This window comes from Candidatus Krumholzibacteriota bacterium, from assembly GCA_016932415.1.
GTDB lineage: Bacteria > Krumholzibacteriota > Krumholzibacteriia > Krumholzibacteriales > Krumholzibacteriaceae > Krumholzibacterium.
In genome coordinates this window covers 57,119-84,047 of the sequence record JAFGCX010000010.1, presented here as the reverse complement: position 1 = coordinate 84,047, position 26,929 = coordinate 57,119, and the positions used below count along the sequence as shown (strand labels likewise).

28 protein-coding genes are annotated in these 26,929 nt (G+C 50.3%); 2 read left to right on the top strand and 26 right to left on the bottom strand.

Annotation, left to right across the window (positions count from 1 at the left end; all coding sequences use genetic code 11):
• Positions 1 to 163: 163 nt before the first annotated feature.
• The 18 genes from JW814_03225 to JW814_03140 all read right to left on the bottom strand — a co-directional run bounded on the left by JW814_03225 (position 164) and on the right by JW814_03140 (position 17,869).
• Positions 164 to 1,558, bottom strand: coding sequence for an O-acetylhomoserine aminocarboxypropyltransferase/cysteine synthase (locus JW814_03225; GenBank protein MBN2070446.1), 1,395 nt, complete (start codon positions 1,556 to 1,558; stop codon positions 164 to 166).
• Positions 1,559 to 1,748: 190 nt separating this feature from the next.
• Positions 1,749 to 2,912: a 4Fe-4S dicluster domain-containing protein gene (locus JW814_03220; protein MBN2070445.1), complete on the bottom strand. Its 1,164-nt coding sequence runs from the start codon at positions 2,910 to 2,912 to the stop codon at positions 1,749 to 1,751.
• 4 nt (positions 2,913 to 2,916) lie between these two features.
• Entirely contained in the window at positions 2,917 to 3,195 is a 279-nt protein-coding gene (locus JW814_03215) for an ArsR family transcriptional regulator (protein MBN2070444.1), read from the bottom strand.
• Between the two features lie 17 nt (positions 3,196 to 3,212).
• Complete coding sequence (locus JW814_03210; GenBank protein ID MBN2070443.1) at positions 3,213 to 5,204, bottom strand: CoB--CoM heterodisulfide reductase iron-sulfur subunit A family protein; 1,992 nt, start codon at positions 5,202 to 5,204, stop codon at positions 3,213 to 3,215.
• Positions 5,201 to 6,496, bottom strand: coding sequence for a CoB--CoM heterodisulfide reductase iron-sulfur subunit A family protein (locus tag JW814_03205; GenBank protein ID MBN2070442.1), 1,296 nt, complete (start codon positions 6,494 to 6,496; stop codon positions 5,201 to 5,203). Before JW814_03205 ends, JW814_03210 begins: the two co-directional genes overlap by 4 nt.
• 6 nt (positions 6,497 to 6,502) lie before the next feature.
• Positions 6,503 to 6,883 carry a hydrogenase iron-sulfur subunit gene (locus JW814_03200; protein MBN2070441.1) on the bottom strand — a complete coding sequence of 127 codons (381 nt, stop codon included), beginning with the start codon at positions 6,881 to 6,883 and terminating at the stop codon, positions 6,503 to 6,505.
• Between the two features lie 16 nt (positions 6,884 to 6,899).
• Positions 6,900 to 7,151: a sulfurtransferase TusA family protein gene (locus tag JW814_03195; GenBank protein ID MBN2070440.1), complete on the bottom strand. Its 252-nt coding sequence runs from the start codon at positions 7,149 to 7,151 to the stop codon at positions 6,900 to 6,902.
• Between the two features lie 16 nt (positions 7,152 to 7,167).
• Complete coding sequence (locus JW814_03190) at positions 7,168 to 7,593, bottom strand: DsrE family protein (protein ID MBN2070439.1); 426 nt, start codon at positions 7,591 to 7,593, stop codon at positions 7,168 to 7,170.
• 165 nt (positions 7,594 to 7,758) lie between these two features.
• Positions 7,759 to 9,861 carry a response regulator gene (locus tag JW814_03185; GenBank protein ID MBN2070438.1) on the bottom strand — a complete coding sequence of 701 codons (2,103 nt, stop codon included), beginning with the start codon at positions 9,859 to 9,861 and terminating at the stop codon, positions 7,759 to 7,761.
• Complete coding sequence (phnD, locus tag JW814_03180) at positions 9,862 to 10,743, bottom strand: phosphate/phosphite/phosphonate ABC transporter substrate-binding protein (GenBank protein MBN2070437.1); 882 nt, start codon at positions 10,741 to 10,743, stop codon at positions 9,862 to 9,864. It lies immediately after the preceding gene.
• Between the two features lie 113 nt (positions 10,744 to 10,856).
• The gene (locus JW814_03175; GenBank protein MBN2070436.1) at positions 10,857 to 11,195 is read right to left on the bottom strand and encodes a cupin domain-containing protein; all 339 of its coding nucleotides are present in this window, start codon (positions 11,193 to 11,195) and stop codon (positions 10,857 to 10,859) included.
• 14 nt (positions 11,196 to 11,209) lie between these two features.
• The gene (locus JW814_03170; protein ID MBN2070435.1) at positions 11,210 to 11,629 is read right to left on the bottom strand and encodes a nuclear transport factor 2 family protein; all 420 of its coding nucleotides are present in this window, start codon (positions 11,627 to 11,629) and stop codon (positions 11,210 to 11,212) included.
• Between the two features lie 25 nt (positions 11,630 to 11,654).
• The gene (locus JW814_03165) at positions 11,655 to 12,782 is read right to left on the bottom strand and encodes a Fic family protein (GenBank protein MBN2070434.1); all 1,128 of its coding nucleotides are present in this window, start codon (positions 12,780 to 12,782) and stop codon (positions 11,655 to 11,657) included.
• 397 nt (positions 12,783 to 13,179) lie between these two features.
• Complete coding sequence (locus tag JW814_03160; GenBank protein ID MBN2070433.1) at positions 13,180 to 13,929, bottom strand: tetratricopeptide repeat protein; 750 nt, start codon at positions 13,927 to 13,929, stop codon at positions 13,180 to 13,182.
• Positions 13,929 to 15,161: a nickel pincer cofactor biosynthesis protein LarC gene (gene larC / locus JW814_03155; protein MBN2070432.1), complete on the bottom strand. Its 1,233-nt coding sequence runs from the start codon at positions 15,159 to 15,161 to the stop codon at positions 13,929 to 13,931. Before larC ends, JW814_03160 begins: the two co-directional genes overlap by 1 nt.
• A gap of 99 nt (positions 15,162 to 15,260) precedes the next feature.
• Entirely contained in the window at positions 15,261 to 16,037 is a 777-nt protein-coding gene (gene larB, locus JW814_03150) for a nickel pincer cofactor biosynthesis protein LarB (protein ID MBN2070431.1), read from the bottom strand.
• Complete coding sequence (gene dusB / locus JW814_03145; protein MBN2070430.1) at positions 16,019 to 17,020, bottom strand: tRNA dihydrouridine synthase DusB; 1,002 nt, start codon at positions 17,018 to 17,020, stop codon at positions 16,019 to 16,021. The genes larB and dusB overlap by 19 nt, the downstream gene beginning before the upstream one ends.
• A 15-nt stretch (positions 17,021 to 17,035) precedes the next feature.
• Positions 17,036 to 17,869, bottom strand: a complete 834-nt coding sequence (locus JW814_03140; GenBank protein MBN2070429.1) for a hypothetical protein — start codon at positions 17,867 to 17,869, stop codon at positions 17,036 to 17,038.
• 128 nt (positions 17,870 to 17,997) lie between these two features.
• Here JW814_03140 and JW814_03135 point away from each other — a divergent pair, with 128 nt between their 5' ends.
• Entirely contained in the window at positions 17,998 to 18,861 is an 864-nt protein-coding gene (locus tag JW814_03135; protein MBN2070428.1) for an alpha/beta fold hydrolase, read from the top strand.
• A gap of 22 nt (positions 18,862 to 18,883) precedes the next feature.
• The gene (locus JW814_03130; protein ID MBN2070427.1) at positions 18,884 to 19,270 is read left to right on the top strand and encodes a hypothetical protein; all 387 of its coding nucleotides are present in this window, start codon (positions 18,884 to 18,886) and stop codon (positions 19,268 to 19,270) included.
• Positions 19,271 to 19,283: 13 nt separating this feature from the next.
• Here the strand turns inward: JW814_03130 and JW814_03125 are convergent, their stop codons facing one another.
• The 8 genes from JW814_03125 to JW814_03090 all read right to left on the bottom strand — a co-directional run bounded on the left by JW814_03125 (position 19,284) and on the right by JW814_03090 (position 26,838).
• Entirely contained in the window at positions 19,284 to 19,949 is a 666-nt protein-coding gene (locus JW814_03125) for an MtnX-like HAD-IB family phosphatase (protein MBN2070426.1), read from the bottom strand.
• Positions 19,946 to 21,511, bottom strand: a complete 1,566-nt coding sequence (locus tag JW814_03120; protein MBN2070425.1) for a S41 family peptidase — start codon at positions 21,509 to 21,511, stop codon at positions 19,946 to 19,948. Before JW814_03120 ends, JW814_03125 begins: the two co-directional genes overlap by 4 nt.
• Positions 21,512 to 21,706: 195 nt before the next feature.
• Positions 21,707 to 22,354, bottom strand: a complete 648-nt coding sequence (locus tag JW814_03115) for a dTMP kinase (protein ID MBN2070424.1) — start codon at positions 22,352 to 22,354, stop codon at positions 21,707 to 21,709.
• A 98-nt stretch (positions 22,355 to 22,452) separates the two neighbouring features.
• The gene (locus tag JW814_03110) at positions 22,453 to 23,838 is read right to left on the bottom strand and encodes an MATE family efflux transporter (protein MBN2070423.1); all 1,386 of its coding nucleotides are present in this window, start codon (positions 23,836 to 23,838) and stop codon (positions 22,453 to 22,455) included.
• A 110-nt stretch (positions 23,839 to 23,948) separates the two neighbouring features.
• A complete protein-coding gene (locus JW814_03105; GenBank protein MBN2070422.1) occupies positions 23,949 to 24,560 on the bottom strand; it encodes a CDP-alcohol phosphatidyltransferase family protein in 612 nt (203 codons plus the stop codon).
• A 110-nt stretch (positions 24,561 to 24,670) separates the two neighbouring features.
• Positions 24,671 to 25,369 (bottom strand): 16S rRNA (cytidine(1402)-2'-O)-methyltransferase, encoded by a 699-nt coding sequence (rsmI, locus tag JW814_03100; GenBank protein ID MBN2070421.1) that lies wholly within the window; start codon positions 25,367 to 25,369, stop codon positions 24,671 to 24,673.
• Between the two features lie 60 nt (positions 25,370 to 25,429).
• A complete protein-coding gene (ltaE, locus tag JW814_03095) occupies positions 25,430 to 26,461 on the bottom strand; it encodes a low-specificity L-threonine aldolase (GenBank protein ID MBN2070420.1) in 1,032 nt (343 codons plus the stop codon).
• Positions 26,462 to 26,559: 98 nt separating this feature from the next.
• The gene (locus tag JW814_03090; protein ID MBN2070419.1) at positions 26,560 to 26,838 is read right to left on the bottom strand and encodes an integration host factor subunit beta; all 279 of its coding nucleotides are present in this window, start codon (positions 26,836 to 26,838) and stop codon (positions 26,560 to 26,562) included.
• Positions 26,839 to 26,929 lie beyond the last annotated feature (91 nt).

Genomic DNA, 26,929 nt, shown 5'->3' with positions numbered 1-26,929 from the left:
AATCGATTCCGCGACGCCCTTTACGGTCTCGCCAGACACCGATCACATATTGTTATACGCTGGCCCGGGAAGATATGTTGCATCGTAAAAAACAGCCGGGAGCAGATCGCACCCGGCTGCATGGCAGGTATCGTACTGAAGATCAGAGAGACCCCGTCCAGCCCTAGATCTTGGCAAGGGCCTGATCAAGATCGGAGATAACATCATCGACGTCCTCGATACCGAGCGCCAGACGACAGGTCGAGGGCTTGATCGAGGCAAGAGCCCTTCCTTCCTCACCCTGCTGCTGGTGCGTAGAGATCGCGTTCAGCGTGGCGACAGTCTTGACCCGCCCGAGATCAGTAGCACGCCAGATCATTTCAAGCGCGTCATAGAATCTCCTGGCGTTCGCGGAACCGTCCGGAGTCTTCTCGGCTATCTCGAATGCGAGCATGAATCCGTACATATTCTCATCCGTGTCGGCAAGTTTCATATATTTCTTTGCCACTTTATGCGCCGGATAACTGATCAACCCGGGATAGTGAGCAGCGTCGACCTTTGGATGCGCTTCGAGATATTTGGCGACCTTCAAGGCGCTTCGGCTCATATGGGCCATCCGCATACGGAGATACCTCAGGTCGCTTAAAGCCATTATCGCGTTCATCGGACTCAGCGCCGGCCCATTATCCCTGTACGGCCAAAGTTTTGTCCATGTCGCGAAATCTGCCTTCATCTCATCACAACCGACCTTGCTGACTATATTCTTCTTTGAGGTAAGCGTCCCCGCTATCCCGAACCCGCTGCTGCATATGACCTTCGTAGCAGACTGGACCACAATGTCGGCACCATGCTCGAGAGGACGGGTCAGAGCGGGCGAAGCGCATGTCGCGTCGACTATAAGTGGCACGCCGTTCGCGTGGGCGATCTTCGCGACTTCGGCTATATCGAATATGGCGACCTGAGGATTGGAGGGGAACTCGCCGTAAAGGAATCTCGTCCCCTCGTCGACGTTCGATTTCCACTCCTCAAGATCGAATGGATCACGGATCCATCTTACGTCGATACCCTGTTCGACTCCCCTTCGAAGAGCAAACTGCTGAAAGGTCCCTCCGTAAACCTTGGCCGACGCGACGAAGTTCGCGGGAGGGAGAGAGTCGTCTTTTTCGAGAAATGGTTCCGTCGCCGTACGTATCGCCGCCATCCCTGAGGAAATCGCGCAGCAGCTCGCTTCCAGATCGGTCCCGTACGTCTCGAGCAGGGCTATCGTTTCCTCTAGAAAATAATTCGACGGATTCGCTATCCTCGTATAGCACCAGGTAGGGATCTCATAGGCCAGAGCGGCTTCCATCTCGGCACTGTTATAATATGCCTGCGCCGTGCTCATGTAGATCGGTTCTATGATCGACGCGCTGTTATATGTATGAGACGTGTCCGGGTCATACAATCCATGAGTCGCGACAGTATCGAATTTCTTCGTCTTGGCGATCCTGATCTTCTCCGATCTTTCTTCCATCAGTTTTTTGCCGTATTCGAGCCACTCTTCTCTGGAATAAGACCAGAGTTTGCATCCCTCTTTCATGGAAACCCCTTTCCCTGTATCCTCGTTTATAAAATCAACTACTATCGACTATACCATCAGGCGGGAAAGTATATCAACTCTGCTCCCGCGTGTAAAGATTTTGATGCCAGTAAACAGACTCGCCTCATAAGATCAAAGTGGATGATCAGCGATCAGCCGCTGATTGATTACAAAAACATATGCAGCCGGATCACCCGCCGTTTTTTTGACGATCGGCAGCAAGGTTTACGAGGTTGGTAAAATAAATGGCAAGTGGACGGTAAGCCAGATGCGACCATTTTGAAAATGGGACTTCGACAAGAAGCATCGGCACAAGAACCGCCAGGTGGATGACGTAAGTGTAATAAGAAGCGTGTACATAACCGCTTATCCTGAAGATGTGCAGCATGATCCCTGTCAGGGTCGTGAAGAAAAGCATTATAAGGAAGACCCAGTCGGTTTTATGGGAATACTTGTGTATCTCGCCGCTCTTGCGCAACCTGTTGACAGACCATACGATAATAGCGAGCAAAATGCCGAAGGTCGCATAATATCCAAAGAAACGCTGTGGATGATAAAAGGGGTGTATCTTCTCCGTCTGGAACCATGGGAGAAAGAGGACGATCATCGTGAACATGATCGTGTACCCCGACATCAGCAACCAGTGAAGGACCCAATACGATCTTCCCTCGCATTTTGAGAACCTGAACTGCGTGCCAAAATGAAAGAAGAGGTTCCATGCCTCCCTGATATACAGGTGAAAGGGGACCCGGACCTTTTTTCTGTTCCTTATCACGATCTTCAGGTACATATTGAAAATATTCGATATCAGGAAGAACGATATTATTCCCGCCATTACCCAGTCGCCGGTCTCGATCACCCTTACGAAAGTCTCCCCGTTCATCCCGCTGACGAAATTATTTATCATCACTCCACCCTCTTCATTTATCAATGTGGCCGGATCAGCGGTAAATGGCAGGAAAAAAGCAAAAAGCATGATCACCATGGCGGATATCAGGGCCAGGGAACCGATTCCCCATGCTTTTGAGGTATAGAATCTTCTCGACAATCCCGTCCAGTCGTAACTGGCCGTAAGGTATCTTCTCAAGGCCATCATTATCTCGCCGGGATTCGCCTGGCGCGGGCAGGTCTCGCTGCAATCGCCGCAATAATAACAGAGCCAGGGATCAGAAGACTTATGTATCTCTTCTTCCATTCCAAGGACTGTGTACCTGAGCAGCCGTCTTGGAAATGTGTTGTCATTTTCAGACAAGGGGCAGACAGCTGTGCAACTGCCACAGTTGTAGCACGCGTTGAAATCGACGCCGCCGAACTTCTTTATCTCATCGGAGAATTCCGGCCTGATCATCACCATCTCGCTATCCCTCTGTCTTTCTGTACAAATAATATTCGTCCATATCATCCATGCTTTCAACCTCGATCTCGTTGAATTTTCTCATCGTCATCAGGTGATATGTGACTTCTGCCTGCTTGAGACCGGTCTCGGAAGCTATCGCGGGGATCGTCTTAGGTTCCGAACCAAGAGATGTCAGGATCTTTTTTCTGATCCCGCGCATCTCTTTCAGCCCCGCGTTGAGCCCGTCCGGAACCTTCCTGGTTTTTTTCATCTCGTCCACGGTAGATCTCTTGTCGTTCATTACTGACGATCCTCCGGTCACTCCGACAACGCGTCTATCATCGAAATGATTTCACTGTCGCTGAATCCTGTCAGCTGGATAGCGTTCACCGGACATACCGGCAGGCACATACCGCAACCTTTGCAGGTCGAGGTGTTTACCACGGCTACCGTCTTACCCTCGTATTCTTCCCTGTCGATCGCGTTGAACGGGCAGGAATCTAAACAATTGCCGCACCACTCGCAGAGTTTTCTGTCTATCTTCGCCATCGTTGGTTCCAGTTCGATCTCGCCGGAACTGACCAGCGCGTGCGCCTTGATAGCTGCAGAGTTGGAAGCATTAAGAGTCTCAGTGATATTTTTAGGGCCTTGCGAGGTTCCGGCGAGGAATATACCATCCATCACCGTTTCGACAGGTTTAAGTTTCGGGTGTACTTCGTTAAAAAATCTGTCTCTCCCGACAGGCACCTTCATTATCTCGGCTATGGAAGTATCGGAACGCGGCACCATCCCGGTAACAAGGACGACAAGATCGGCTTCCACTTCCATCTCCCTGTCCTCGGTCAGTACATCCCTGACCTTTACCGTGGTGACGCCTTTTTCCTGTGCTACCACGGGAGGCGCGTCATCGAACGACTGCAGATAGATATCCCCGGCGATCGACGATTCCTCGTACAGGATCTCTAGCTTGCCATACGTCCTGACGCCCCTGGTGAAATGAATATTATTGATTCCGTCAAATTTCTCACGGGTGAGGATAGAAGCGTGGATGGCAGATGCGCAACAGTACCTCGAGCAATATTTGTTGTCTCCTTCAAGCGCTCCCGTCTGGCGGCTGCCGACGCAGAAGATCCAGGCGATATTCCTGATCTTCCTGCCATTGTATAACAGCGTGCCTTTCCTGACACATCTGGCGCCTTCTTCCTTTCCATCACATTCTATCTCCAGCAAACGCCTCATCTGTTGAAAAGTGATCACGTTTTCTATTTCGCCGTATCCAAATTCGCCCTTCGAAGGCTGATATGGATCGAACCCTGTCGCCACAATCACCGAACCGGCTTTTATATCCTGAAATGTTTCTTCAGCATGAATATCGATTTCGGGACATATCTTCACGCATTCGCCGCATCCGGTACAGTTTCTCCTGTCCAAAACAGGTACTGCCGGCATCCGGCCGGCACTCCTGTAGATGGCTTTTCTCCTGGTCAGCCCAAAATTGAAATCATCCTCGACGAAGACCGGACAGATATCTATCGCCTTCGATAACCTTTCCTCGAAATCGCCTGACAGTCCCGCGCCCGATCCCGGTACTATTCCACGGGGTTTGATCTTCAACCTTATATCAAAATTGCCCACGCTACCCGCCCTGGAGACAACGTCACACCCGGTATGGAGCGTGATATTATCGTTTTTCACTATTTCCCCGTAGAAATCACCGATTACTTCCCGCCCTTTTTCATCGGTAGGAAAGATCTCCCCCCACTGGGATACTCTTCCACCGACAAAGTGGTCTTTTTCCACAAGATATACCCTGGTGCCTGTCTTGGCGAGATCGAGAGCGGCTCTCATCCCCGCTATGCCCGCCCCGACGACAAGAACCACGTTTTCCGACGAGATCACCGGCGAGATGAGAGGTTCTGAGAGCTTTGTCCGCGCGATTGCCGCCTTAACGCTCTTTATCGCCTTTTCAGTGGCCTCCGCCGGTTTGTCCGAGTGGGCCCAGGAGCCTTGTTCCCTGATATTGGCCTGTACATAGTTATACTTGTTCATGCCCGCTCGTTCGGCAACATTCCTGAACGTGAAGAGATGCAGCTTTGGTGAACATGACGCTACTACCAACCCGTCGAGGTTCTGATCTTCTATATCGCGGATCATTTCCTGCTGCGTTGAATCGGCACAGGCAAACATGGTTATCTTCGCCAGAGCTACGCCGTCGACATCCTTTACCGCGTCGCGCACCTTCTCGACATCGACATAATCGGAGATATTCGAACCGCACTGGCAGATATATACGCCTATCCTTTTATTCATGATCTCCTCTTGAGATACCCGAGAGCCTCGGAGGCAGCCGCGCCGGATGAGATTATCGAATCGGGTATATCCATCGGCCCCGATGCGGTGCCTGCGACAAATACACCCTCTATGCTCGTACAGGCCGGATTCCTGAGCATGTCGACCTGCTTGACATAACCGAATTCATCGAGTTCCAGCGCTTTATTATTGAAAAGGTCGCCCGCTTCCGGGTTGGGGAGCATTCCGACCGAAAGTACGACGAGATCATGGGTAGCTTCCTTGACCCTGCCTTCTCTCATATCCTCATACCTGAGAACCAGGTCGCCGTTCTCCTTTTCCTCAATAGTCCCTACCTTGCCTTTCACATACTCGACACCCATCCCGATGCTCTGCTGGTAAAACTCCTCGAATCCCTTTCCAAAGGCCCTGATATGCAGATAGTAGACGGTGATATCTGCCATCGGCAAGGCACCCATCAGAAGTTGACCCTGTTTTGCCGAATACATGCAGCAGACCTGTGAACAGATGGGATTGTTCATTGTCCTGTCACGCGATCCGACGCACAGGAGATACGCTATGTTGTCAGGTATCTTCCCGTCTTTCGGCCTCAGTACGTTATTGAACGGCCTTGTAGGCACAAGTTGTCTTTCCATCTGCATCGAGGTAATGACGTTTTTGTACCTGCCAAGCCCGTACTTTTCGATGATATCCGGGTCGAAAAGCCTGAAACCGGTGGCAATAATCACAGCCCCCGCTTTCACTCCCGTCTTCCGAGTCTTTTGCGTAAAATCTATCGCGTCCGCGGGACAGGCTCTTTCGCAGGCTCCGCAGAGTATACAGTTTTCCAGATCTATCGCTGCTATTCTCGGATTAGCTATGCTGAAAGGGACATACGCCGCTTTTCTTCCAACGAAACCATACTGATACTGGTCTGCCGTTATCGACGGGCAGGCTTCCTCGCAATCCTGACAACCTGTACACTTCTGTTCGATGACATACCTTGGATGCCTTGTCAGTATACCGGAAAAAGTGCCGTCAGAAAGCCTTTCGATTCCGGTGAACTCGCTGAAGGTGCTTATTGTGATATTCGGATGCCTGGCTGTCTCCGATACCTTTGGGGTCGTTATGCACGCGGCGCAATCCAGAGTCGGGAAGACCTTGCTCAGGTGGATCATCTTTCCGCCAATCGAGAGGTCTTTCTCCACGAGGAGTACCCTCTGCCCTGAATTGGCAAGATTCAGAGCCGACTCCTGTCCGGCGATTCCGCCACCGATCACCACTACATCGTATTCTTTCGCATCCGGAGCCATCGAGTATTATTCCAATCCTTCCAGGTATTTCGAAAAGCCTGATACCTGCTTGACGAATGCCTCGGAACAGACGGAGCAGATCGCCGCCATTCTCAATCTCGCTTTGTCTATCCCTTTCTCCTCCATCAGATCGTGGGTCCTTGCCACTATCGCCGCCGTCTTTTCAGTACAGGTCTCACTGAAGGGACAATCTGTCCCATCGGCGGCTATAAATACCCCGTCGAAACCCCGTTCGAACCCTCGCATGATCCAGGCGGGTTTTATGCCGCTGGAGCAAGGCACACTGATAGTATGGACGGTAGGCGGGTAATGCTGCTTCAGCAACCCGGCAAGGTCGATAGCGGGGTCTGATATCTTTTCAGTCGAAAAGACCAGGATACTGGCCATATCTCGCTCCTGTACCTTATCCTTTTCTCATGAATATGCTGAAATATCCTGAATCTTCTATGGAACCAAGATATTCATGTCCTTTTTTCTGAGCCCACTTGGGGATATCTCTCTGTGTAGCTTCGTCTGAAGAGAGTATTTCCAATATCTCTCCCGAAGCGATCTCTCCCACAGCTTTCTTGGCGGCGAGCAGAGGCCCGGGGCACGCTGTCGCTCTGGCATCAACGACCTTTTTTACAGACAGGTTTTTCAGTTCTTCCTTTTCCATCTCTGGCTCCTTCGCACTAAATGAACAGATGTATATCCGATTCTTCCATTGAAGTGATACATTCTCCTATTCCAACGATTCCGTCGACGATATTGTCGAAATCTTCAAGCTTCTCTCCACCCCATATTTTACCGGCAAGACCGCAGACATAGATCTTGACGTTGGCAAGTTCTTTCGCCGCTTTGAAAAATTCCATCCATGGCATCACATTGAGTCTTTCGAGAGACTTGAGGAAATCATCCCTCATCGCCTCATTTTCGGCCATGCCGATCTTTTCCGGCGTATCACTCATACCTTTGATAAAAACCCTCGCTCCCTGGAGCAGGACAAAGATATCGATATCCATATCATCGGCGGCGGCACCACTGACTATCACTCCCGCGGCTGTGAGCCTGTCGATGCTCCCCGAAAACAGCCCTATCGTCATCTTCTTGTTTTCCAAATGATTCTCCCTTCCCCATTAGATACGAAACCGAAGAAATCCTCTATTAACTAACACATCAATCTTCATTTGTCAAATATCGCCATCAATCCATGACTGCCGGGGAAGGAACAGCCCAAGGGAGGGGACCGTTAATGAGGAATCATCATAAAGATATACCGGACCCTATCCCTGTCCCGTATCCAGCAGAGTCGACAGTGACCGCTCCTTGTCGAGGACCTCTCTTACTTTAATCGCCAGATCGACCGGTCTGAACGGTTTCTGAATAAATCCGGCGTTCAGTTCGGCGATCTCACTTCCTGTAATATGTCTTTGCGTGTATCCGGAACAGAAAAGGATAGCTGTTTCGGGAAATCTCTCTTTCATGATCCCGACCAGTTCCACCCCACCCATCACCGGCATGACGACATCTGTCAGGATCAGGTCGATACCGCCGGCAAGCGAATCGACGATCTCCAGAGCCGTTTTACCATCTTGCGCCTCAAGCACTTCATATCCGTAATGCCTGAGAGAGATCGTAGCGACCCTGCGGACATCCTTGTCATCCTCGACTACGAGGATCCTCTCATCGCCTCCCGTGATCTCTATCTTATCAGCTGAGACACTGCCTCCTTTTTCCGAAGATTCGAGCGAAGGCCAGAGGATCCTGATGACAGTACCTCTGGCCGGCTCACTGTATGCTGATATCTCTCCGCCATTCTGTTTTACGATTCCATAGACAGTCGATAACCCGAGACCGGTCCCTTCTCCCGTCTTTTTCGTCGTGAAGAAAGGATCGAATATTTTCGATCTTGTCTCCCGGTCCATCCCCACTCCATTATCGCTCACTGATATCATAAGATATTCGCCCGGCCTCTGTTCGTGTGAGATCGATTGACGATCTGAATCGAAGACCTGTCTGGCCGTCTCGATTATTATCCTTTTCCTCCCTCCCGAAAAGGCTCCATCATTAAGAGCATATTGCGAGTTCATTATCAGGTTGAGTAATATCTGTTCGATCTGGCCCGGATCGGCCTTGATCGGTGATATACCACCTTCCAGTCCAAGTTCTATCGATATATCGTCGCCGAGGATCCTGGTGAACATCTTCTCCATTTTTTCTATAAGCCTGTTTATGTTGATCGTCCGGGGCTCGATTATCTGCTGCCTGCTGAAAGCGAGAAGCTGGCGGGTCAGGTCGGCTGCGTTACCGGCGGCGTGGGCGATCTGCACAAGGTCCTGAAATCCCGTATCCCTTTCATCCATATCTTCCATCGCCAGCTCGCAATGACCTATGATCACAGAGAGAAGATTGTTGAAGTCGTGAGCGACTCCCCCCGCCAACCTCCCTATCCCTTCAAGCCTCTGGGACTGGTTCAATTGCTCCCTCAATGATTTTTCTTCGGTAATATCTTCGTTGAATCCGATAAAGTGAGTTATTTCTCCATCTTTATCGGTTATCGGGCCGATCGTTGAATATTCACAGATCCATTCTCCGGTTTTCTTTCTGTTAAGGAACTCTCCCTGCCAGATCTCCCCCTTCGAGATTGTATCGACAAGCCTTCTGAATTCTTCAGGGGATGTCTTCTCGGAAAGAAAGGTCGAAGCTTCCCTGCCTATCGATTCCTCATTACTGAACCCTGTCTGTTCGCTGAATCGTGGATTGACGTACTCTATTATCCTTTCCCTGTCGGTGATCAGAATGGAAATCGGGCTCTGTTCGATGGCATTCGACAGGACATTCAGCCTTTCAGCCTGTTTTCGAAGCCTTACCGCGGCCGATCGCTGCTTGACGGCGAGCCATGCTATGAAGAATATAGCCGCTGTCGAGATAAGGACGATCGCTCCGAGAGCCCTGTAATAACCGGCAGCCTCACTATATACTGAAGAGAGGTCGATCACCAGATGCAGGGTGGCCGACCTGTCATATGAGTATTCGATTCTCTTCGATACTATCTGCGTTCTGGCCGGATTTTCTCTCTTTTTGAAATCGCTTATCAGAAATCCCGTCCCGCCGGCCAGCCTCATTTCTGAAAAATCTTCCCTGTTGAATCTGGCCCATTGGCTGAGAAAAGCATCCGCTCCGGTATAATCGTATTTCTGAAGGTGGTGTCTTACATGCTCGGTCAGAAACTCGATCTCCGAATTGACCCGTTTCATTTTGGCCGACATCAACGAATCTTTCCTGTTGATAGCAAATGACAGGGAGATTGTAATAATTGCGACGAGATACCCGGCAAGGCTGAGAGCGAAAAAGAGTCCTTTTTTATCCGATAATCCGGATCTCATCTAGTCGCCGTTCTTTTCGAGGAAATTTATGATCGCGCGAAGCTCGTCATAATCCGAGTCATCGACTCCCGAGATATCTGTCATCCCGCCATGGATTGAAGTCATGACGGAGACTCCCCGCGGCGTATCCTTCATGGTGGAAAGAAGATCACGCAGATCGGAAATCAATTCCGGCGAAAGGCCTTTCCTGGCTATAAAAAGATGCTCATGGATCGGAGGCGTCGTCCCTATCGCTCTTAGACTTTTTCCCATTAAAGATAGGTAGACCTCTTCCTTGACGGCGCCGGCGTCGAAATCACCTGCCAGCACTCCCCTTGCCACGTTGACATGGCTGCCCGCAAAAACAGCATTGCTCATGAAATCGTCTCTTTTCAGATGTTGCAGTATCAGGTAGAGGGGCACCACATACCCCATCGTTGAATTTCTATCGGCAAAAGCTATCCTTTTCCCTTTCAGCTCGCTGATATCCTTGACAGGGCTTTCTTCCCTGACGATGATCCTTCCCGTGAAAAAATCCGTACCTGATGTCTCTATCGCGCCAAGAAGAGGATGTCTCCCGAATTTATCTACGAGTTTTATATACGAGTTCGGACCGATATAGGCGATATCGACCTTTCCATCGCCTATACTGCGAATATGGTCCTCGTAATCCATTCCTATCTGTAAAACCACCTCGGTTTCCAGTTCTGATTCGAGATACCGGGCGAGAGGAGTGAATCGTTCCCTGGTCTCTTTAAAAGAAAGATAGGGGTGTACGCCCAGGACGAGCCTTTCCGCCGCCAGCGGCCTGGAAAATGACGTAATTGTGAGGGCAAAAAAGATTATAAAGGCAGAAAGACTGATCTTTATAAAGACCGAGGGTGATCCAATCTGGCTCTTCATACTATCCTTCATTCTGATAGTGATGTCATCAGCCTGTCTGGCCCGGCAAAAAGAATAGCAGCATGTGAGCGCTATATCAACAGATAATAGCCGCGGGCCACCATTCCTTATATTCACAGTAGTTTTGTCGCTGAATCCGGCCTTGGGACCTTTATCACGAGGACTCTGAGTAATTCAGCGCTTTCGTTATACCAGCAATGCGGGATCCCCGCGGGACTGTCTATCAGGGTATCAGGACCGAACTCTTTCTTCTCCCCTCCGATCTCCACTACGCCCCTGCCCTCGAGAACATAAAAGATCGCGTCTACCGGAGTGATATGTCTTTTTAACGCTTCTCCGGGCCCCAGAGTCATGTGGACTACCTGGGCGTGTTGAGTGTCATATAATCTGCTGGCTTTGATACCATGAGGATTCTCCATTCCCGGCGCTGCCAACGCGTCAACGGTATTCATTTCCTCTCCTTTGTTTAACGCTCCGATTTCAGTGTTTTCCCATCTATCTCGATCATTGTCTTTGAGTATGATGATTTCTCAACGATCCTGCCGCTTTTAAAAACCAGAATATCGATACCTTTTCTGACTTCCTCCCCGCCCCGGTAGCGGTCGCTGAACGCCGGTCCCCTGTAGGTCCATCTGAAAAGTGCTTTCTGCGCAGTCTCATCGATGAATATCTCTTCCTTAACGAATTTAAACCCGCCGTTATCATCGAACCATTTTCTCCATGCCAGAAGAAGCTGCTTCTTCCCCTTTATTCTTTTTCCGTCCCAGTGCTCGAAGACGATCTTTTCAGCGAACGGTTCGATCACACCGGAAAGATCGTACCTGTCCCAGGCATCGAGCCACCTGTCGAGGATCGCTTCGATATCCCCCCTTGAAAGCCTGTCCATATATCTCCTTTCACGCCACTGAAGGCTATCGAGGGAAGCCTCCACATTTTCTCAGTAATTCTTTCCTTGCTCTGAGAATTCCTCGTGATCGTTCAATAAGCCCCAAATCGACGAGCCTTTTCAGGTCCCTCGCAATAGTCTTCTCACCTGTCCCTTCATAAGCTTTCGCGACCCGGCGCGTCAGATATCTGATTGATGAGGAAGATACCGGCCCTTGCTCTCTCGATATCTCTATCACCAGTATCTTTTGCCTTTCCGCCTTTTTACCTTTCTCCCGACTGAACTTTTGCCGGATATGATCCTCCCACACTGTCTGCTCACTGTTAAGGAACAATCGTTCCAGATATCTGCCAGTCACAGATATAAGCCCCCCGATGGAATATGTCATAAAAGGTATCAGGTCACCCGAAGGCAGGGGATCCGAGTAGAGGTTGGCCTGATAATCCCTCTGTGTCCTGAAATAGTACTCGTTCAGAAGGTACAAAACAGATTCAGGTATCCCCGAGGCGGAGAGTATCTGGAATTCGACGATCCTGGCGGTGCGTCCGTTTCCCTCACTGAACGGCAGGATCCACGAAAGATATATATGTGCCAGCATACCTGTCAGGAGAGCGCTTATGATCCCCTCCCCGAGAGGAAAAGATTCTCTTATCGATGATAATCCCGAACATAACCTTTCGAGAAGATACCGGCAATCTCGTGCCGGAACACCCTGGTAGCCGGACAGATCTATCTTCCCCTTCCTGATACCTGTCTCTCTTCCAACGTATCCTTTCCCGGAATCATTTTTATCGACTTTTTCAAAAAGAGACCGATTAAAAGCTATAATATCCTCGGGGGTTATATCCCATCGTCTGCCTGGACTGCCGTTTCTCTCCTCCACCGATGCGAATGTTTTTCCAAGGGAGGCCAGTTCATCCCTCTGCTTCTGGTTCCCGATACCGGTCAGTGCTGAGCGATCCGTGAGATTGCGGATTTCATCAAGCGAAAGGCTGCTCCCGTCGAGAGAAGCGCATCCAAAGAGTCCCCGCGCTCTGGCATCCGAGACAATCGCGGAGACCTCGTCCGGATCAGCGGGAATAGACCGGATGACAGATGATCCGTACTCAGCCTTTCCGAGCATCTCCCAGAGGTGTGGAGGCATCTTTCGCATATCAACCTCAAATTTGATCCAGGGATGAGTTGAAAGGTAATCAAAAGTCATTTTTGTCCATATCTTAGGGTTTTATTATGTCTATATATATCTTTTATTATTAAACAGTTATTCTATTTTAGAATATATATTGTACTAATTATTGGGTGAGTTTATGTCTTTTACTTGAAGATGTCAATAAAAAAACGCGGACAGGCACGATTTCCCCCGATTGTTGCAAATCTCTGTTCCATTAGCATCGGTCGGCCAGCCCGCGTGAAATCATTATTTTTTTATATGGGTCCGTCTTTCTTCAGAGAACCCCTCTGAGTAACGGATTTCTTCGGTCGCGTTATTGATAATCGTCTGGAATGGAAAATACTTTACGTATTTAATGATTGGTTCGTGATCGATCCGGTCATCTCATGTCGCGAAGCGACTGCAGACGCGATTTCGCCTCTTCCATCCACTGTCCTTCTTCGCTTGCCCCGATATATTTTTCCCAGCATTTTTCCGCGTCCTGGTAATCGCCCGATTTCTCATAAACGACCGCGAGGGAAAAGAGCGATTTGAGGTGAACCCCATCAATAACAAGGGCATCCTGGAATGATCGTTTTGCTTTTACATAATCTTTCATATGAAAATATGAAGCCCCCAGAGCATAAAAATATTCCGGATTACCTTTTTCCCTGGTAACAAGGGTTTCAAGAACCTCGGCGGCATCTTTATAGAGGGAGAGTCTCTGGTATGTAACGGCGAGGTTGAACGATGCGTCGGGAAAGGAAGGATTGATCCTGAGCGCTTCCTGGAATATTCCGACAGCTTCCCTGAACCTGCCCTCCGAGACAAGACCGATACCATCATTATACTTTCTGACCGCTTCCAGCCTCCTGTCGAACTGGGCCAGATCGCTCCGGCTCATAGGGATCTTCACACCGGAACCGTTTTCAGGCGGCGCAAGATCACCGGCCCCGTTATATCCGGCAAGCTGCTCCGCCCGATCCCTGTCACCATAGTATGATTCAGCTATCGATCCCCATGTATCATCGGCACCGACCTTGTGGGTAATCACTTTCTCATAGACCTTCCCCGTCCTCAGTTGTCTGGTCGAAGAGCAGGAGAGGAAAAAAACAAGGCATATCGCCGATATCATGGTGGCCGTCCTCATCACTTCACCCTTTTTCCTATCCTGACCGGAACCTTTTCGCCTTTTCCTGACAGACCCTGACATGCTTTAGCCGATTCGTATATCGCGCCTATCGGCTCACCACTACTGATCGCCGCAACCCTGCACGATTCATACTCAGGCGATACGCGGACCGTACCATCGGGCAGACGGGCGCATTTCAGTTCGATCGTCCCATAAGGCGTTTCTACTTTCCCTTTCCACCTTTCCAGTTCCGCTCTCTGCTCGATACTGATCCTCATCCCTATCGTCGAACTCTCTGAGAATATTATAGAGACGATCTTCTCTCTTTCTTCCGGTTCACAGAGCACGGTCAGAAGAGTCCCCGGCCTGTTTTTCTTCATAACGACCTGGGTCAGATATACATCAAGAGCATTCGCGTTAAAAAGTCTCTCCTGAAGATATCCGAATATCTCCGGATTCATATCATCGATCGTCGTTCTAATGACCGCCACCGAAGCTCCCTTTGCGGTTCTTTCAGCCTCCATTATCCTCAACCTGCCAGGTCCATCGATTGATTCTCTCGTACCGACCGAGTACACTGTCCTCCCGATCAAAAAAGACTCCGTGGGAGATAATTCCGAGGCAAGGGCTTTCATGATCGCAGCTCCCGTGGGAGTCACTATCTCCCCTTTCTCGCCGGTCATCGTGACAGTCCGGCCGCTGAGAAGTTCGACAGTCGCAGGCGCGGGCAGCGGCAAGAGCCCGTGGGATATCGATATCATGCCTCCTCCAAGCCTGAACGGCCTGTGGTACAGTTCGGGGCTTCCGAGTTGATCAAGCGCGACAGCAGCTCCTACTATATCGACGATCGAATCTACCGCGCCCACCTCGTGGAAATGCACCTTTTCCATCGGTACTCCATGAATCTTTCCCTCAGCTTCCCCGAGAACCCGGAAGATCCTTGAAGCTTTTTCCTTGATATCAGCGTCGAGGCCGCTTCTCTTGATCATTGAAAGTATCTTTCTGAGATCTCTCGATCCTGCCGAATCGGCGCAGACGACCCTTGCCCTGACGGCTGATATCCCCTGCCGTTTTACCCTGCCATAGACGATCTTGAAAGGCTCAAGCCCCGGCAGGCTCGAAACTGCCTCCGCAACTTTTTTGGGATCAGCTCCGAGGGCAAAGAGACATCCAAGAAACATGTCGCCGCTTAATCCGGCCGCGGGGTCTACCAGAAGTATCCCCGGATTTTTTTTGATTTTACTTTTCAATTCATCCCCCATGTTAGAATCCCCGCTCCCGCCACCGCTTACCGGATCGATCTCCTACCATCGGTCGGGAACATGCAAGTCATTGCGATCAGGTCAGGATCATTCTCCTTTTTCCGTCCGGTCTCCCATGCAGATCTTCCTGCATATCATCGCGGCGGCGTATGCCGCGCCGAAACCGTTATCGATATTTACGACTGTGACTCCACCCGCGCAACTGTTCAGCATCGCAAGCAGAGCGGCAAGCCCTCCGAAACTCGCTCCATATCCCACGCTTGTCGGTACAGCGATGATTGGTGATTCGGCTATACCTGCCACCACGCTCGCAAGCGCCCCTTCCATGCCGGCGACGACGATTATCACATCCGCCTTCCTGATATCCTCCCAGCATGAAAAAAGACGATGGATCCCGGCCACGCCGACATCGTTGAACCGATCGACCTGACAACCGAAATAATAAGCGGTGAAAGCAGCCTCTTCAGCAACGGAAAGGTCTGAAGTCCCGGCGCTTACAATCGCGACTCTGCCTTTCCTGCCGATCTCCTTCTGAACAACGGCAAAAAGAGAGGCTTCACTGTGAAAGACCGCTCCCGGAATCTTTTTTCCTATCCTCGAGAACGTTGAGGCATCGCATCTCGTCGCCAGAAGATCTGCTCCCTGGTCGATGATCTTTCCCGCTATTCCGATTATCTGCTCGTCAGTCTTGCCCTGGCAGAAGATGACTTCAGGCACTCCCCGCCTCAGAGCCCTGTGGTGATCGACCTTGGCATATTTTATATCCTCGTATGGTAGGATCCTTAACCTGTCCACCGCTTCTTCGGCAGTCATTTTGCCAGATGCGACCTCTTCGAGCAGTCTCTTTATCCGGTTCTCTTCCATCTTTTTTTAATATCCTCCCTGAGATCTGAAAATATTTCCAATACCTCTTCGGCAAGTCCCGCTACGGCGAGTCTCCGCCTGTAATCCTTCATTCCCTCATGACCCCTGAGAAACCACCGGTAGAACTTCCTCATCTCGAGAAGCCCGAGCCGGTCACCTTTCCATTCTATCTCCATTCTGAACAATCGTTCAAGCAGATCGACCGTTTCGTCCATGGAGACTTCCCGTGCCTCGCTCCCCCGAAGCCTCTCCTTTATCTGGCGGAATATCGATGGCGCGCCAAGAGCTCCCCTTCCTATCATGACAAGAGCGCAACCCGTCGATTCCACGATCTCAAAGTAATCATCAACACTTTTTACGTCGCCGTTCGCTATCACCGGAATCGATACAGTTTCTTTCAATCTTGCTATAAGCTCCCAGTCCGCCTTCCCCGAAAATCCCTGGCTTCGGTACCTTGGATGCATCACTATCGCTTTCACTCCGGCATCTTCGACGACCTTGCCCGCTTCCATATAATTCTCTTCCATACGGTTCCAACCGCTCCGTATCTTTGCCGTGACAGGAAGATCGACAGTTTCGACAACTGCTGCACATATCTTTTCCATCAGGCCAAGATCGCGCATGATCGCCGATCCACCGTTTTTTTTAATTACTTTTTTTACCGGACAACCGAAATTCAGATCTATAAAAGCGAAATCCCCGCCCGCCACGACCGCCGCGGCTTCGGCAAAAACTTCCGGTTTCGATCCGAAAAGCTGGATCCCCAGGGGAACTTCACCGTTCATCCTGTCGATGATCCTTTCCGTTTTATCCCCACCCCTGGCCAGGCCATCGGCGCTTACCATCTCCGTCACGCAGAAATCAGCCCCAGCTTCCCCACAGAGCAGCCTGTAAGGCGCGTCGGAATAACCGGCCAGCGGAGCCAGGCAGACCCTGCTTACCGTGAAAAGGTCGTCCATTTTTCCCGGGCTCTCAGGAACCAACTTGCTTCTCCCTGATCAAAGGCTGTGAGGAATAAGAAAGATCACCAGGCTCAAGGAAAAACCGGCCAGCACGGATACAGCGAAACCTTTCCTGCCGATCCTGTCGGCGTCCTCACCTTTTCCTATAAAACTGCTCCAGGAAAGGATTGTCACGACAGCCCATAACAGAAACATTATCTGCGTTTTATTGTCGGTTATATCATATCCGAAGGGGAACCCTTCCCATACCGGTCCGAACCTCTGCCTGTTGAGAATAAAACCAAGGGGCCATCCACCGATGAATGTAAAGAAGATCAGCCACCTTACCATCAAGATCGTCATCTTCTTACTCTCTCCCGCGGATAAGATTCCGATAGCCGAGAGAGCCGCTTCTATCATGAAGAAAAAAGCCCCGAACATGAAAATCACATGAAAGACCAGTACGGCCGAAGAGACTTCCCCCTTGTATTTTATAAGAAGCCCGGCACTCTTTTCTTCCGGGATCCTAATCACTTCCCCATCAGAGGCGAGAGCTTCAAAATAGTACCGGAGCCTTTTCCCTTTGGACATTCCGGGAAGTACTCCTACCCAGTCACCATCGCTTGATCTTTCCATATTTTTTCTGATCCCGTCCTCCTCACCAGGCAGCGAATACACGATTTCCAGGCCCCGTATCTCAGCGTGTCCCGAAATTGTCTCGACGATCAGGACAGGCGTACCCTCTCCGACCTGCTCGAATACGCTCGTGTGACTCAGAGTCACTTCACCGGCGCTTACCTCAAGCATATCGGGTCGGTTCGTCGATATTCTCCTCGCCACAAAGAGAAGCACAACCGTCAGTAATATCCCTGTTATTATTCTTTTTCTCAAAAGCCGACCTCCATTATAGTATCACTTAAGAGATAATACTTTACCACCGCGTTCTTTGCAAGGATGGCATTTGAAAGCCCGATAAGGTATATTGCCATTTGAACGGTTTTTCGAAAGGACGATATCCGGTGCAGGGCAAGCAAGAAAAGATACGACTGTACGAGAAAGAGATAAGGATCAGCGCTCCGGGAGGGACCACCCTCTTTGCCGACCTGAGAAGCTGCGCACCCGAAGAACCAATGCCACTTATAATAATCTCACATGGATTTCTCGGATACAGCCGCTGGGGGTTTTTCCCTGTTGTCTCGAAACGCCTCTCATCCGATCGATTTCACACGCTTATATTCGATTTCTCCCATAACGGCACGGACCGGGCGACAGGCATGATCACAAGACCGGAAGAGTTCGCGGCAAACACCGTGTCGAGTGAAATAGCCGATCTCGAGGCTGTCTGCCGTTTCGCGGCCTCCGGTCTGCTGCCTGTCAATATAGACAGGAACCGTATCGGACTGCTTGGTCACAGCCGGGGAGGCGCCGTTTCCCTTCTCGTCTGTTCCTCGATTCCCGGTATAAGATCCCTCGTCACCTGGTCGTCGCCATCCAATCTCGACAGATATTCACAGAGGCGCAAGGAAGAATGGAAACGGACCGGCAGGCTCACTTTCAGGGATCTCAGGGCTGAAGGGGAACTCTGGCTCGACTATTCATATTATGAAGATATAGACAGACGAAAAAAATTATATGATCTTCCGGAAAGAGCTTCCAGGCTCTCAATCCCGTATCTTATTATTCATGGCAGGCGGGACGCGGCAGTGACTCTGCGGGAGGCTCAAAGATTTATCTCGCGGGAAGGATCGAATAATATAAGAATGGAGATCATAGAAGGCTGCGGACACACTTTCGGTGTTAGAAACAGCCCGGGCACCCTGGTGACGGAAGGTCTGGAAAAGGCTATTTCCCTTACGACAGCCTGGTTCATGAAGACCTTATGATATATTTCGAGGAGGAAAGAGAATGTCGACGCGCGTTACGGTGATAATATTGATCGCTCTGGTCATCTTGGCCATAGCGGCCCTTTTCATGCTGAGAGGCGATATTTCCAGAAAGGTCTATTACCGCCAGGGAGAGGCGATCTCCTCGGCGCTTACTCCCCAGTTGAATGAAAAATATGGAGAGGATCTTTCATATACGCTCGATAAATTCTGGAGTTGTTACAAGAGCGGGATCGTCACGCAAAATGACCTGACCGATGTAATGGAGAGGATGAAAGATCTTCGATCGGAAGAAGAGATCAGCGATCGCGCCATCTTCGATCTTATAGGATATATAAGCAGGCTGTACACTGACGCCATGAGAAAGCACCACGAAGACATTATGGATGAGACCGAGCCGGGCGCGTGAACAGGATGTTTCATTATTCCCGGTAAAGGTGGCTGGTAAGTTCCCGCTCGACATCCCGGAAATTACTGAATTTTACGTGATCGAGTTTCTTCTGCCTGCAGTGGGAAAGAAGATCATCCTTTGCGAAAATGATGTCGGCGTGTTCAGCCGGGCACCGGTCGCTATAACCGTTTCCTATATATACTGTCTTGTATCCCTTCTTTTTAAGCTGATCAAGATGAAATTTCTTGCAGTTGCCGCACAGGGTACAATCGCAGGTATTGAAATATGGGAATTCGATATTCGATATCTTCCCCTCGTCGAAGACGACATGGTTCGCCCTGTAGTCAAGATATCCAAAACCCCTGTCCATCAGCATCGAATCTATATAATAATCGAGTCCGTCGCTTAGAATAACGAACTCAAAATCGTTTCTGTCGCAGAAATCGATGAAATCCTTGAAGTAAGGATCGAAACTCTCCTTCTCTATGAACCGGTCGAGATCTTCCCTTCCGGCATCGATCAGTTCGAGTTCCTTCAACAGGCACTCTCTTGATGAGATCAACCCGATCTTCCATTTTTCGAGAGTGTCTTCCCAGAGGGCCCTGTCGCGCACAAACTTTCCGAAAAAATGATGGCCCACATCCCTGACCGTGATCGTACCGTCAAAGTCGCAGACGATTGCTGTTTTTTCGTTCACTTATCCTCCGTTGCGGCTGCTTTCCGGTGTTCGGCAACATAGGAGAACATCTTGTCGAGAGTTCCGGCCTGCCTGAACATTTCGAGGACCTTTACGACTTCCTCATCCCTGTCGAGGGTCGCTATATATGCTCCCTTTGTGCCATAGAGCTTGCGGAATATCTCGCGTCTGATCGCCCTCCTTATATAATCGGAATTCTCATCGGTCCATTCTTCAGATGTATTTTCTATTTCCTTTTCCGCAAGGTGAGCCTTGAACTCCTCTACCACGCTGTCATCGACCACGAAATCCTCTCCCACTACGTTATATGCCGTATAATGGACCGCGAAGCTGAAGAAAACCGACCTGATCTCGAGTTTTCTCTGGAATTCAGTGAACTCGGGGAGCTCTATCTTCCAGTCGGGAGATATCCCGCCGCCGCCGTATACCACCCTGCCAGATGCGGTGTAATATTCCTTTTCAGAATCTTCGTTCTTTATGACATCACCGTTCTCATCGTAATCTTTGTGTATGCATCTGCCGCTTGGCGTAAAATACTTCTGCGTCGTCAGCTTTAACGCGTCGTGTTCTCCCACCTTGAAGACTGTCTGGACCGATCCCTTTCCAAAAGAGGTCTGGCCGACGATGACTGCTCGATCCCAGTCCTGGAGAGCTCCGGCAACGATCTCGGACGCCGAAGCACTACCTCCGTTGATCAATATGACGATCGGGTAGCTGCCATGGAGATTTCTAGCGTTTGAATTAAATTTCTGGTTGCTCTCGGGAATACGGCTTTCCGTATAGACGATAAGCTTGTTCCTGTCGAGGAAGAGATCCGAAACCTCGAATGCCGCCGAAAGAAGCCCGCCGGGATTACCGCGAAGATCGAGAATAACCCCTTTGGTATTCTCTTTCTCGAACTCTCTTAGAATACTGCTCAGTTCGGCGGCGGTCTTTTTGGCGAAACGTGCTATCCTTACGTATCCGACATCATCGAGTATCGTCGAATATGTAATACTCGGGACCTTGATTATCTCGCGGGTGATCGTAAACGGAATAGACTCATCAAGCCCCTCGCGCCCTATCTTTATGTTGACCTGGGTACCCGGCCTTCCCCTGAGTTTTTTGACAGCATCCTCGGAACTCCACCCCTTGGTCGATTCCCCCTCTATATCGACAATCTTGTCTCCCCCCTGAATGCCGAGTCTCGAAGCGGGAGTATCGTCTATGGGGGAGATCACCGTGGGATAATCTTCCCTTACGACGATCTGAATACCCAGACCGCCGAATTCACCTTCCGTATCGATCATAAGGTTTTCGTACTCCTGCTGATCGAGATAGACGGAATGGACGTCAAGTTCTTCGAGCATGCCCGCTATAGCGGCGTCTATGAGCTCCTTGAATTCCTTTTCCTCGACATAGTAGTCAAGAATCCTGACCATTACGTCCCGGAAGCGATTAAGATGTTCATATTCAAGTTCCTCGTTCTTTTCCCGCTGATCGGAGGCCCACACGAAGAATGAGCCGGCAGCTATTACGATCAGGAAAACCAGTGTGATGATGACTTTTTTATTAAACTTCAAAATAGAGACCTCCATTATGTCGTTCGGATGTCACTGTCATATCCTGATCAGAGCGATCGCCATCCCGGACCGATCCGTTTTAATCCCTTTTTCAGGACTGCTGAATAAAAATATATACCCCGGCCGCGGGTTGAACAACCATTTTAATACTCCCCGCCGACGTATGCTTCTTTTCCGGGTTTTTCCTCAACCCTTCTATGATTGTACGTCCATGCGAGCCCTGATGTTCCGGAAAACAGAGTCGACGACTGAATCAAGGGGAAGAATAGCGTCGATGACTACGATCCTTTGTTTCTCTCTGCCCGCGATCCTCAGATAACCTTCCCTGACCTTCTCGTGGAATGCTATATCCTCTCTCTCGAGCCTGTCTCGTTTTCGAACCCCGTTCGATTCTCTCTTGTCCGGACCCCTTCTGAACCCTTCTTCGACGCCCAGATCGAACAGAAATGTCAGGTCGGGAACGGCCTGGCCGACGGCGAACCTGTTAAGTTCGATTACAAGTTCCTCCCCAAGTCCTCTCGCCCAACCCTGGTATGCTACGGACGCATCCATAAATCTGTCACAGATAACTATCCGGCCTTCTTTTAAAGCCGGTTCGATGACCTGTTCGACAAGTTGAACCCTGCTGGCAAGGTATAAAAGCAGTTCAGTCCTCGCCGATATCTCTTCCCTGTCCGGATCGAGAAGGATACTCCTGATATCTTCAGATGTGACAGTACCTCCAGGTTCCCTGGTCAGTACTATTTCTACCCCGTCGTCAGCGAAGAGTTTCTCGATCCTCGCGGCAACGGTGGATTTTCCAGAGCCTTCGATACCTTCGAACGTTATGAAAAGGCCTCTCATTTTCTTCTCCAGGTCTGAAAGATCCTCTCTCCCTTTTTTTTGTGACCCTCGACCCACCCTCCCGCGCTGATCGCTCCGGGGACTCTGGCCTATCTTTATCAGGTGGTATTTCCCGCTATCAGCGATTTAATTCTGACGCGAAAGCGCCTGGCACTGAGAAGCACTTTCAACACTTCATCGATGATCGCGGCGATCCATAATCCCGCGAGAGACAGGCCAAAGACAAAAGCAAGATTGAATCCAAGGAGCACTTCGATCAGAAACACGCCTCCGAATGCCAGGTACATCGGGTAGCGGTTTTCCCCGACGCCTCTAAGGCTGAAAGAGAGAATATATGACATCGCCTTGGGAATCTGTACGATAGCAATTATCTTCAGGATCTCAATACACAACGGAATGACATCAGGGTCGGTAGTAAAGAGTATCGCTAAGTATTTTGCCCTGAAAAAGATCACTGCCGCGAGAAAAATCACAACGCAGAGGACGATCCCCTGAAAGGTATGAGCCATCTGTCTCGCGCGTATATACTCCTTCGCTCCGTACCGCTGCCCGACAAGCGTCAGGGCTCCCATACCGAAGGCGAGGTACATGACGGCAAAAAGCCTGTGAAATGTCAGAGCAACGATGTGGGCCGCCGCCGCGGTTGGACCAAGACGATTGCTGAAACCTATTACTATCGTTATTCCGGTCATCCAGGCAAGCTGCTCAAGAGTGCTCGGAGTCCCGGTCTTTATGATCCTCCAGATGCTGCTTCGTTTTATAGATCGAAAATCATATGATTTGAAGGTCAACACGCTTTTTCCCCTGAGAATGACACTGTAGGTAAAGAAGAAGCCTGTCGTATGGCCTATAGCCGCCGCGTACGCCGCTCCCCGCACGCCGAGTCCGGGAAAGAACCAGACGCCATATATCAGACAGACGGCGAGAACGAGATGAATACCGTTGACCAGAAGGCCTACGATCATCGAAAGATGGGTATCTCCAGCTCCACGGACAATTCCTATCGCCACGAAATTCATCAGGATGAAAGGAGCGAACCAGGAAAGCACCCTGAAATAATCGACGCTGATCGCCGTAACGGCCGGGGAGGCTCCCAGTAGCGTCCTGAATATGACCGGAGAGAGATAATACCATATCAGGGCTATACCGAAGGCGGGGAACATCGCCGTAAAAAGTGTCTGTCCGAGAAAATGATCAGCCTCTTCTCTCTTTTTTTCGCCGAGGAGCCTGTTGATAAGGATCGTCGCGCCAAAGACGAAAGTAAGAAGGATCGTGCAGGTGAAGAGAATCACCTGGACTACTCCTCCCACGGCGGTAAGAGCGTCTACTCCGGTAGCTCCTAGCCCCGGGTAGTAGCGTTGCATCGACCGTATGGCAAGGTGGCCGACGAGCATCGGTTCGATCGTCCACATGACGACCTGCGCGCCGAAATCTACAATAATTGGAACTGATGTCTTGAGGATCGACCAGAATCTCGGTTTCATTTATAAGCTCTGCCTTACCGGCCTGCTGCCTTTAACTTGATTGTCCGATCGGTCAAAACACATTACCGGTGAAACAGGCGCGGAGACAGGGAGAACCGATTCAACCCGTGTCAATAGGTACCGCTTTCACCGGGGGTCGTAAGATCCCTGACATGCTTTACTCTCTGAATGAATGTCAGGACACTTAATACGGCAAGGACTACAATTATCACTTCCAGGACGATTCCGCCGAAGATCAGCCCGGTAATGAGCAGGGCGACCCTTTCCGGCCTCTCGAGTAAGCCGACCGAGCAATCGAGCCCGAGGCCCTCTGCTCTCGCCCTGGCGTAACTTGTAAGGAAAGAACCGGCAAGAGCGATCAGGGAAAAGAAGATCATAAGGTTATTGACAGGCGTCTTTCCAAAATAATAGAAGACGATACCGATGAAATATACAAGTTCGCTTACCCTGTCCCCCGTAGAATCGATAAAAGCGCCAAAAAGTGTTGTTTTCCCCTGACTGCGGGCGAGGGATCCATCGACAGCATCACTCAGGCCAGAGATTATAAGTACAAGCGCTCCAAGGCCCAGCCTGCCCATACCGACCAGCCAGCCCCCGATAAAACTGAGGAATATGCCAAAGAGCGTAATACCCATCGGAGTTATTCCGGCATAGACGCATAAAGCAATCACCGGAGAAAGCAGTCTCCTCAATTTTTCCTTAAAATCATGTTTTGCTGACAAATCGTACTTCCTGCAATAAAATATCCCAAATGCTCATACCTGAAACTTCAAGGCCCATATTATGAATCCCCAGGATTTCCCTGTCAAGAAATTACACTTACGGGGTCATCTCATTTTTCCGCGTCCTCTCCCCTGCTCCTTCCCTTTATGACAAGTGTTATCTCACCTTTAAGTTTTCTCTCTCCGAGGTTCGAGATGATCTCCGCGGCGCTTCCCCTTAGGACTTCTTCATAGATCTTCGTCATCTCCCTCACTACGGCGACTTGCCTCTCCCCGAGCTGGGAATCGATCGCTTCGAGAGCTTTTATGATCCTGTGAGGTGATTCGAAGAAGATCGAGGTCCCCTGAGTCTCTCCAGCCTCTTTAATGATCTTCAGACGCGCCCCCGATTTTCTCGGCAGATACCCATAGAATGTAAATCTGTCCGGGGGGAACCCGGAAAGCAGAATGGCGGTCGTCACCGCGCTTGGGCCGGGGATCACTGAATATTCGAGATCCTCCTCGATCAACCTTCTCGCCAGATAATATCCGGGGTCCGATATTCCCGGCATTCCGGCATCGGAAACGAGAGCTATCTTCATCCCATCCTTGAGTTTCTCGATTATCGAAGGGGTGATCTTCTCTTTGTTGTGGTCGTGGTATGAACGAAGGGGGATCTCGATCTGGTATTTTTTAAGAAGGATCCCGGTCTTTCTCGTGTCTTCAGCGAGAAGCATGTCGACCGACCTGATCACTTCGACAGCCCTCGCAGACAGATCGTCAAGATTGCCGATCGGCGTTCCGACGAAATAGAACTGGTATTTCCTCATTACTTATGATCCATCTCTGTATTGCCGACGCTCCCGGTGGGAAAATCGAAGAGAATCCATTTAAAGGACCGATGCCATCACTTTCTCAAAATAATCTATATCTTCCGGTTTGATGTCGAGATGCGTGACCATGCGGATCTTTCTGTCACCAAAAGCGAGCAGCCTGATCCCGGATCGCTCCAGCTTTCCGGTGAAGTCCTCGAAATCGATACTCTCGTCCTCTACCCTGAAGATAACGATATTGGTTTCGACCGGAAACGACAGCTTCAGCCCGGGGTTCTTCTCAACCGCGGCACCTATCCTCGACGCGAGAAGATGATCATCGGCAAGTCTCTCGATATTGTTGTCCAGCGCGAAGTGACAGGCCTGGGCGAGTATCCCCGACTGCCTCATCCCCCCCCCGAGCCTCTTGCGCCAGTATCTTCCTTTTTTGACCGTCTCCTTGTCCGAGATCATTATCGATCCGACCGGAGCTCCGAGCCCCTTGGAAAAACATATATTGATCGAATCAGCCAGACGGCCATACTTTTCGAACGAGATGCCTGTCGCGACGACAGCGTTGGCAAGCCTCGCCCCATCCATATGGATTCTCAGACGATTCTCCCTGGCGAACCGCGAAACCGATTCAAGCTGATCGATCGGATAAATCCTCCCTCCGCCCCTGTTGTGGGTATTCTCAACGGAAATAAGGGATGACCTCGGATGATGGATATTGTCCGGCCTTACAGCTCCGGGGAGTTCATCGGCGGGGAGAAATCCTTCCGGACCATTCAACGGGTGCAGCTGCAGCCCACCGATAACTGAGGCTCCGCCCGCCTCATAATTGAATATATGGCTGTTGCGATCGAGTATTACTTCATCTCCCGGACTCGTCTGTGTAAGCAGCCCGAGAAGGTTGGCCATTGTTCCGCTCGGGACATATACCGCGTCTTCCTTGCCGAGAAGCGCGGCCATCCTTTTTTCAAGACTGATCACAGTCGGATCATCCCCGAGGACATCATCTCCCACAACTGCTTTGGACATTGCCTCTCTCATACCTGAAGAAGGCCTCGTCACAGTATCGCTTCTTAGATCGACGACGCGATCAGACATTATTCACCTGCCTGGAGTAATCGGTTGAATAGAGAACGGACCCCACCGGATTTACCGGCTGTGGCTGGAAAATCAGAAATCCGTCAGCAGTCCAATGATCAGGACTGGGCTACCATATCTTTCAACTCGCGCGAGACTTTGAATACGGGGACTTTTCTGTCTGGAACCGGGACAGGCTCACCGGTACGCGGATTTCTCGCCATCCTTGCCTTGCGTTCCTTGACTTTAAAAGTACCGAATCCACGAATCTCGTAATGCTTCCCTTCCACAAGACCCTTGGAAATACAGGAAAGAAAACAATCAACCGCTTCAGCGACTTCTTTCTTTGTCAACCCGGTCTTGCTGGAAATGTCCTCTACAATCTCCGCTTTTGTCATCTGTGCCCTCCTCCTTAATTCCAAGAGGGATCCTGATTCCCCTCCGCACTGAAAAGAATACAGCTATCAACTTAAGCCTAACGCCTTACTT

Bases quoted from the DNA above. Each gene is read 5' to 3' on its own strand.
- JW814_03225 (MBN2070446.1), bottom strand. From the start codon at position 1,558: ATGAAAGAGGGATGCAAACTCTGGTCTTATTCCAGAGAAGAGTGGCTC.
- JW814_03220 (MBN2070445.1), bottom strand. From the start codon at position 2,912: ATGGTGATGATCAGGCCGGAATTCTCCGATGAGATAAAGAAGTTCGGC.
- JW814_03215 (MBN2070444.1), bottom strand. From the start codon at position 3,195: ATGAACGACAAGAGATCTACCGTGGACGAGATGAAAAAAACCAGGAAG.
- JW814_03210 (MBN2070443.1), bottom strand. From the start codon at position 5,204: ATGAATAAAAGGATAGGCGTATATATCTGCCAGTGCGGTTCGAATATC.
- JW814_03205 (MBN2070442.1), bottom strand. From the start codon at position 6,496: ATGGCTCCGGATGCGAAAGAATACGATGTAGTGGTGATCGGTGGCGGA.
- JW814_03200 (MBN2070441.1), bottom strand. From the start codon at position 6,883: ATGGCCAGTATCCTGGTCTTTTCGACTGAAAAGATATCAGACCCCGCT.
- JW814_03195 (MBN2070440.1), bottom strand. From the start codon at position 7,151: ATGGAAAAGGAAGAACTGAAAAACCTGTCTGTAAAAAAGGTCGTTGAT.
- JW814_03185 (MBN2070438.1), bottom strand. From the start codon at position 9,861: ATGAGATCCGGATTATCGGATAAAAAAGGACTCTTTTTCGCTCTCAGC.
- phnD (MBN2070437.1), bottom strand. From the start codon at position 10,743: ATGAAGAGCCAGATTGGATCACCCTCGGTCTTTATAAAGATCAGTCTT.
- JW814_03175 (MBN2070436.1), bottom strand. From the start codon at position 11,195: ATGAATACCGTTGACGCGTTGGCAGCGCCGGGAATGGAGAATCCTCAT.
- JW814_03170 (MBN2070435.1), bottom strand. From the start codon at position 11,629: ATGGACAGGCTTTCAAGGGGGGATATCGAAGCGATCCTCGACAGGTGG.
- JW814_03165 (MBN2070434.1), bottom strand. From the start codon at position 12,782: ATGCGAAAGATGCCTCCACACCTCTGGGAGATGCTCGGAAAGGCTGAG.
- JW814_03160 (MBN2070433.1), bottom strand. From the start codon at position 13,929: ATGAGGACGGCCACCATGATATCGGCGATATGCCTTGTTTTTTTCCTC.
- larB (MBN2070431.1), bottom strand. From the start codon at position 16,037: ATGGAAGAGAACCGGATAAAGAGACTGCTCGAAGAGGTCGCATCTGGC.
- JW814_03130 (MBN2070427.1), top strand. From the start codon at position 18,884: ATGTCGACGCGCGTTACGGTGATAATATTGATCGCTCTGGTCATCTTG.
- JW814_03115 (MBN2070424.1), bottom strand. From the start codon at position 22,354: ATGAGAGGCCTTTTCATAACGTTCGAAGGTATCGAAGGCTCTGGAAAA.
- JW814_03110 (MBN2070423.1), bottom strand. From the start codon at position 23,838: ATGAAACCGAGATTCTGGTCGATCCTCAAGACATCAGTTCCAATTATT.
- rsmI (MBN2070421.1), bottom strand. From the start codon at position 25,369: ATGAGGAAATACCAGTTCTATTTCGTCGGAACGCCGATCGGCAATCTT.
- ltaE (MBN2070420.1), bottom strand. From the start codon at position 26,461: ATGTCTGATCGCGTCGTCGATCTAAGAAGCGATACTGTGACGAGGCCT.
- JW814_03090 (MBN2070419.1), bottom strand. From the start codon at position 26,838: ATGACAAAAGCGGAGATTGTAGAGGACATTTCCAGCAAGACCGGGTTG.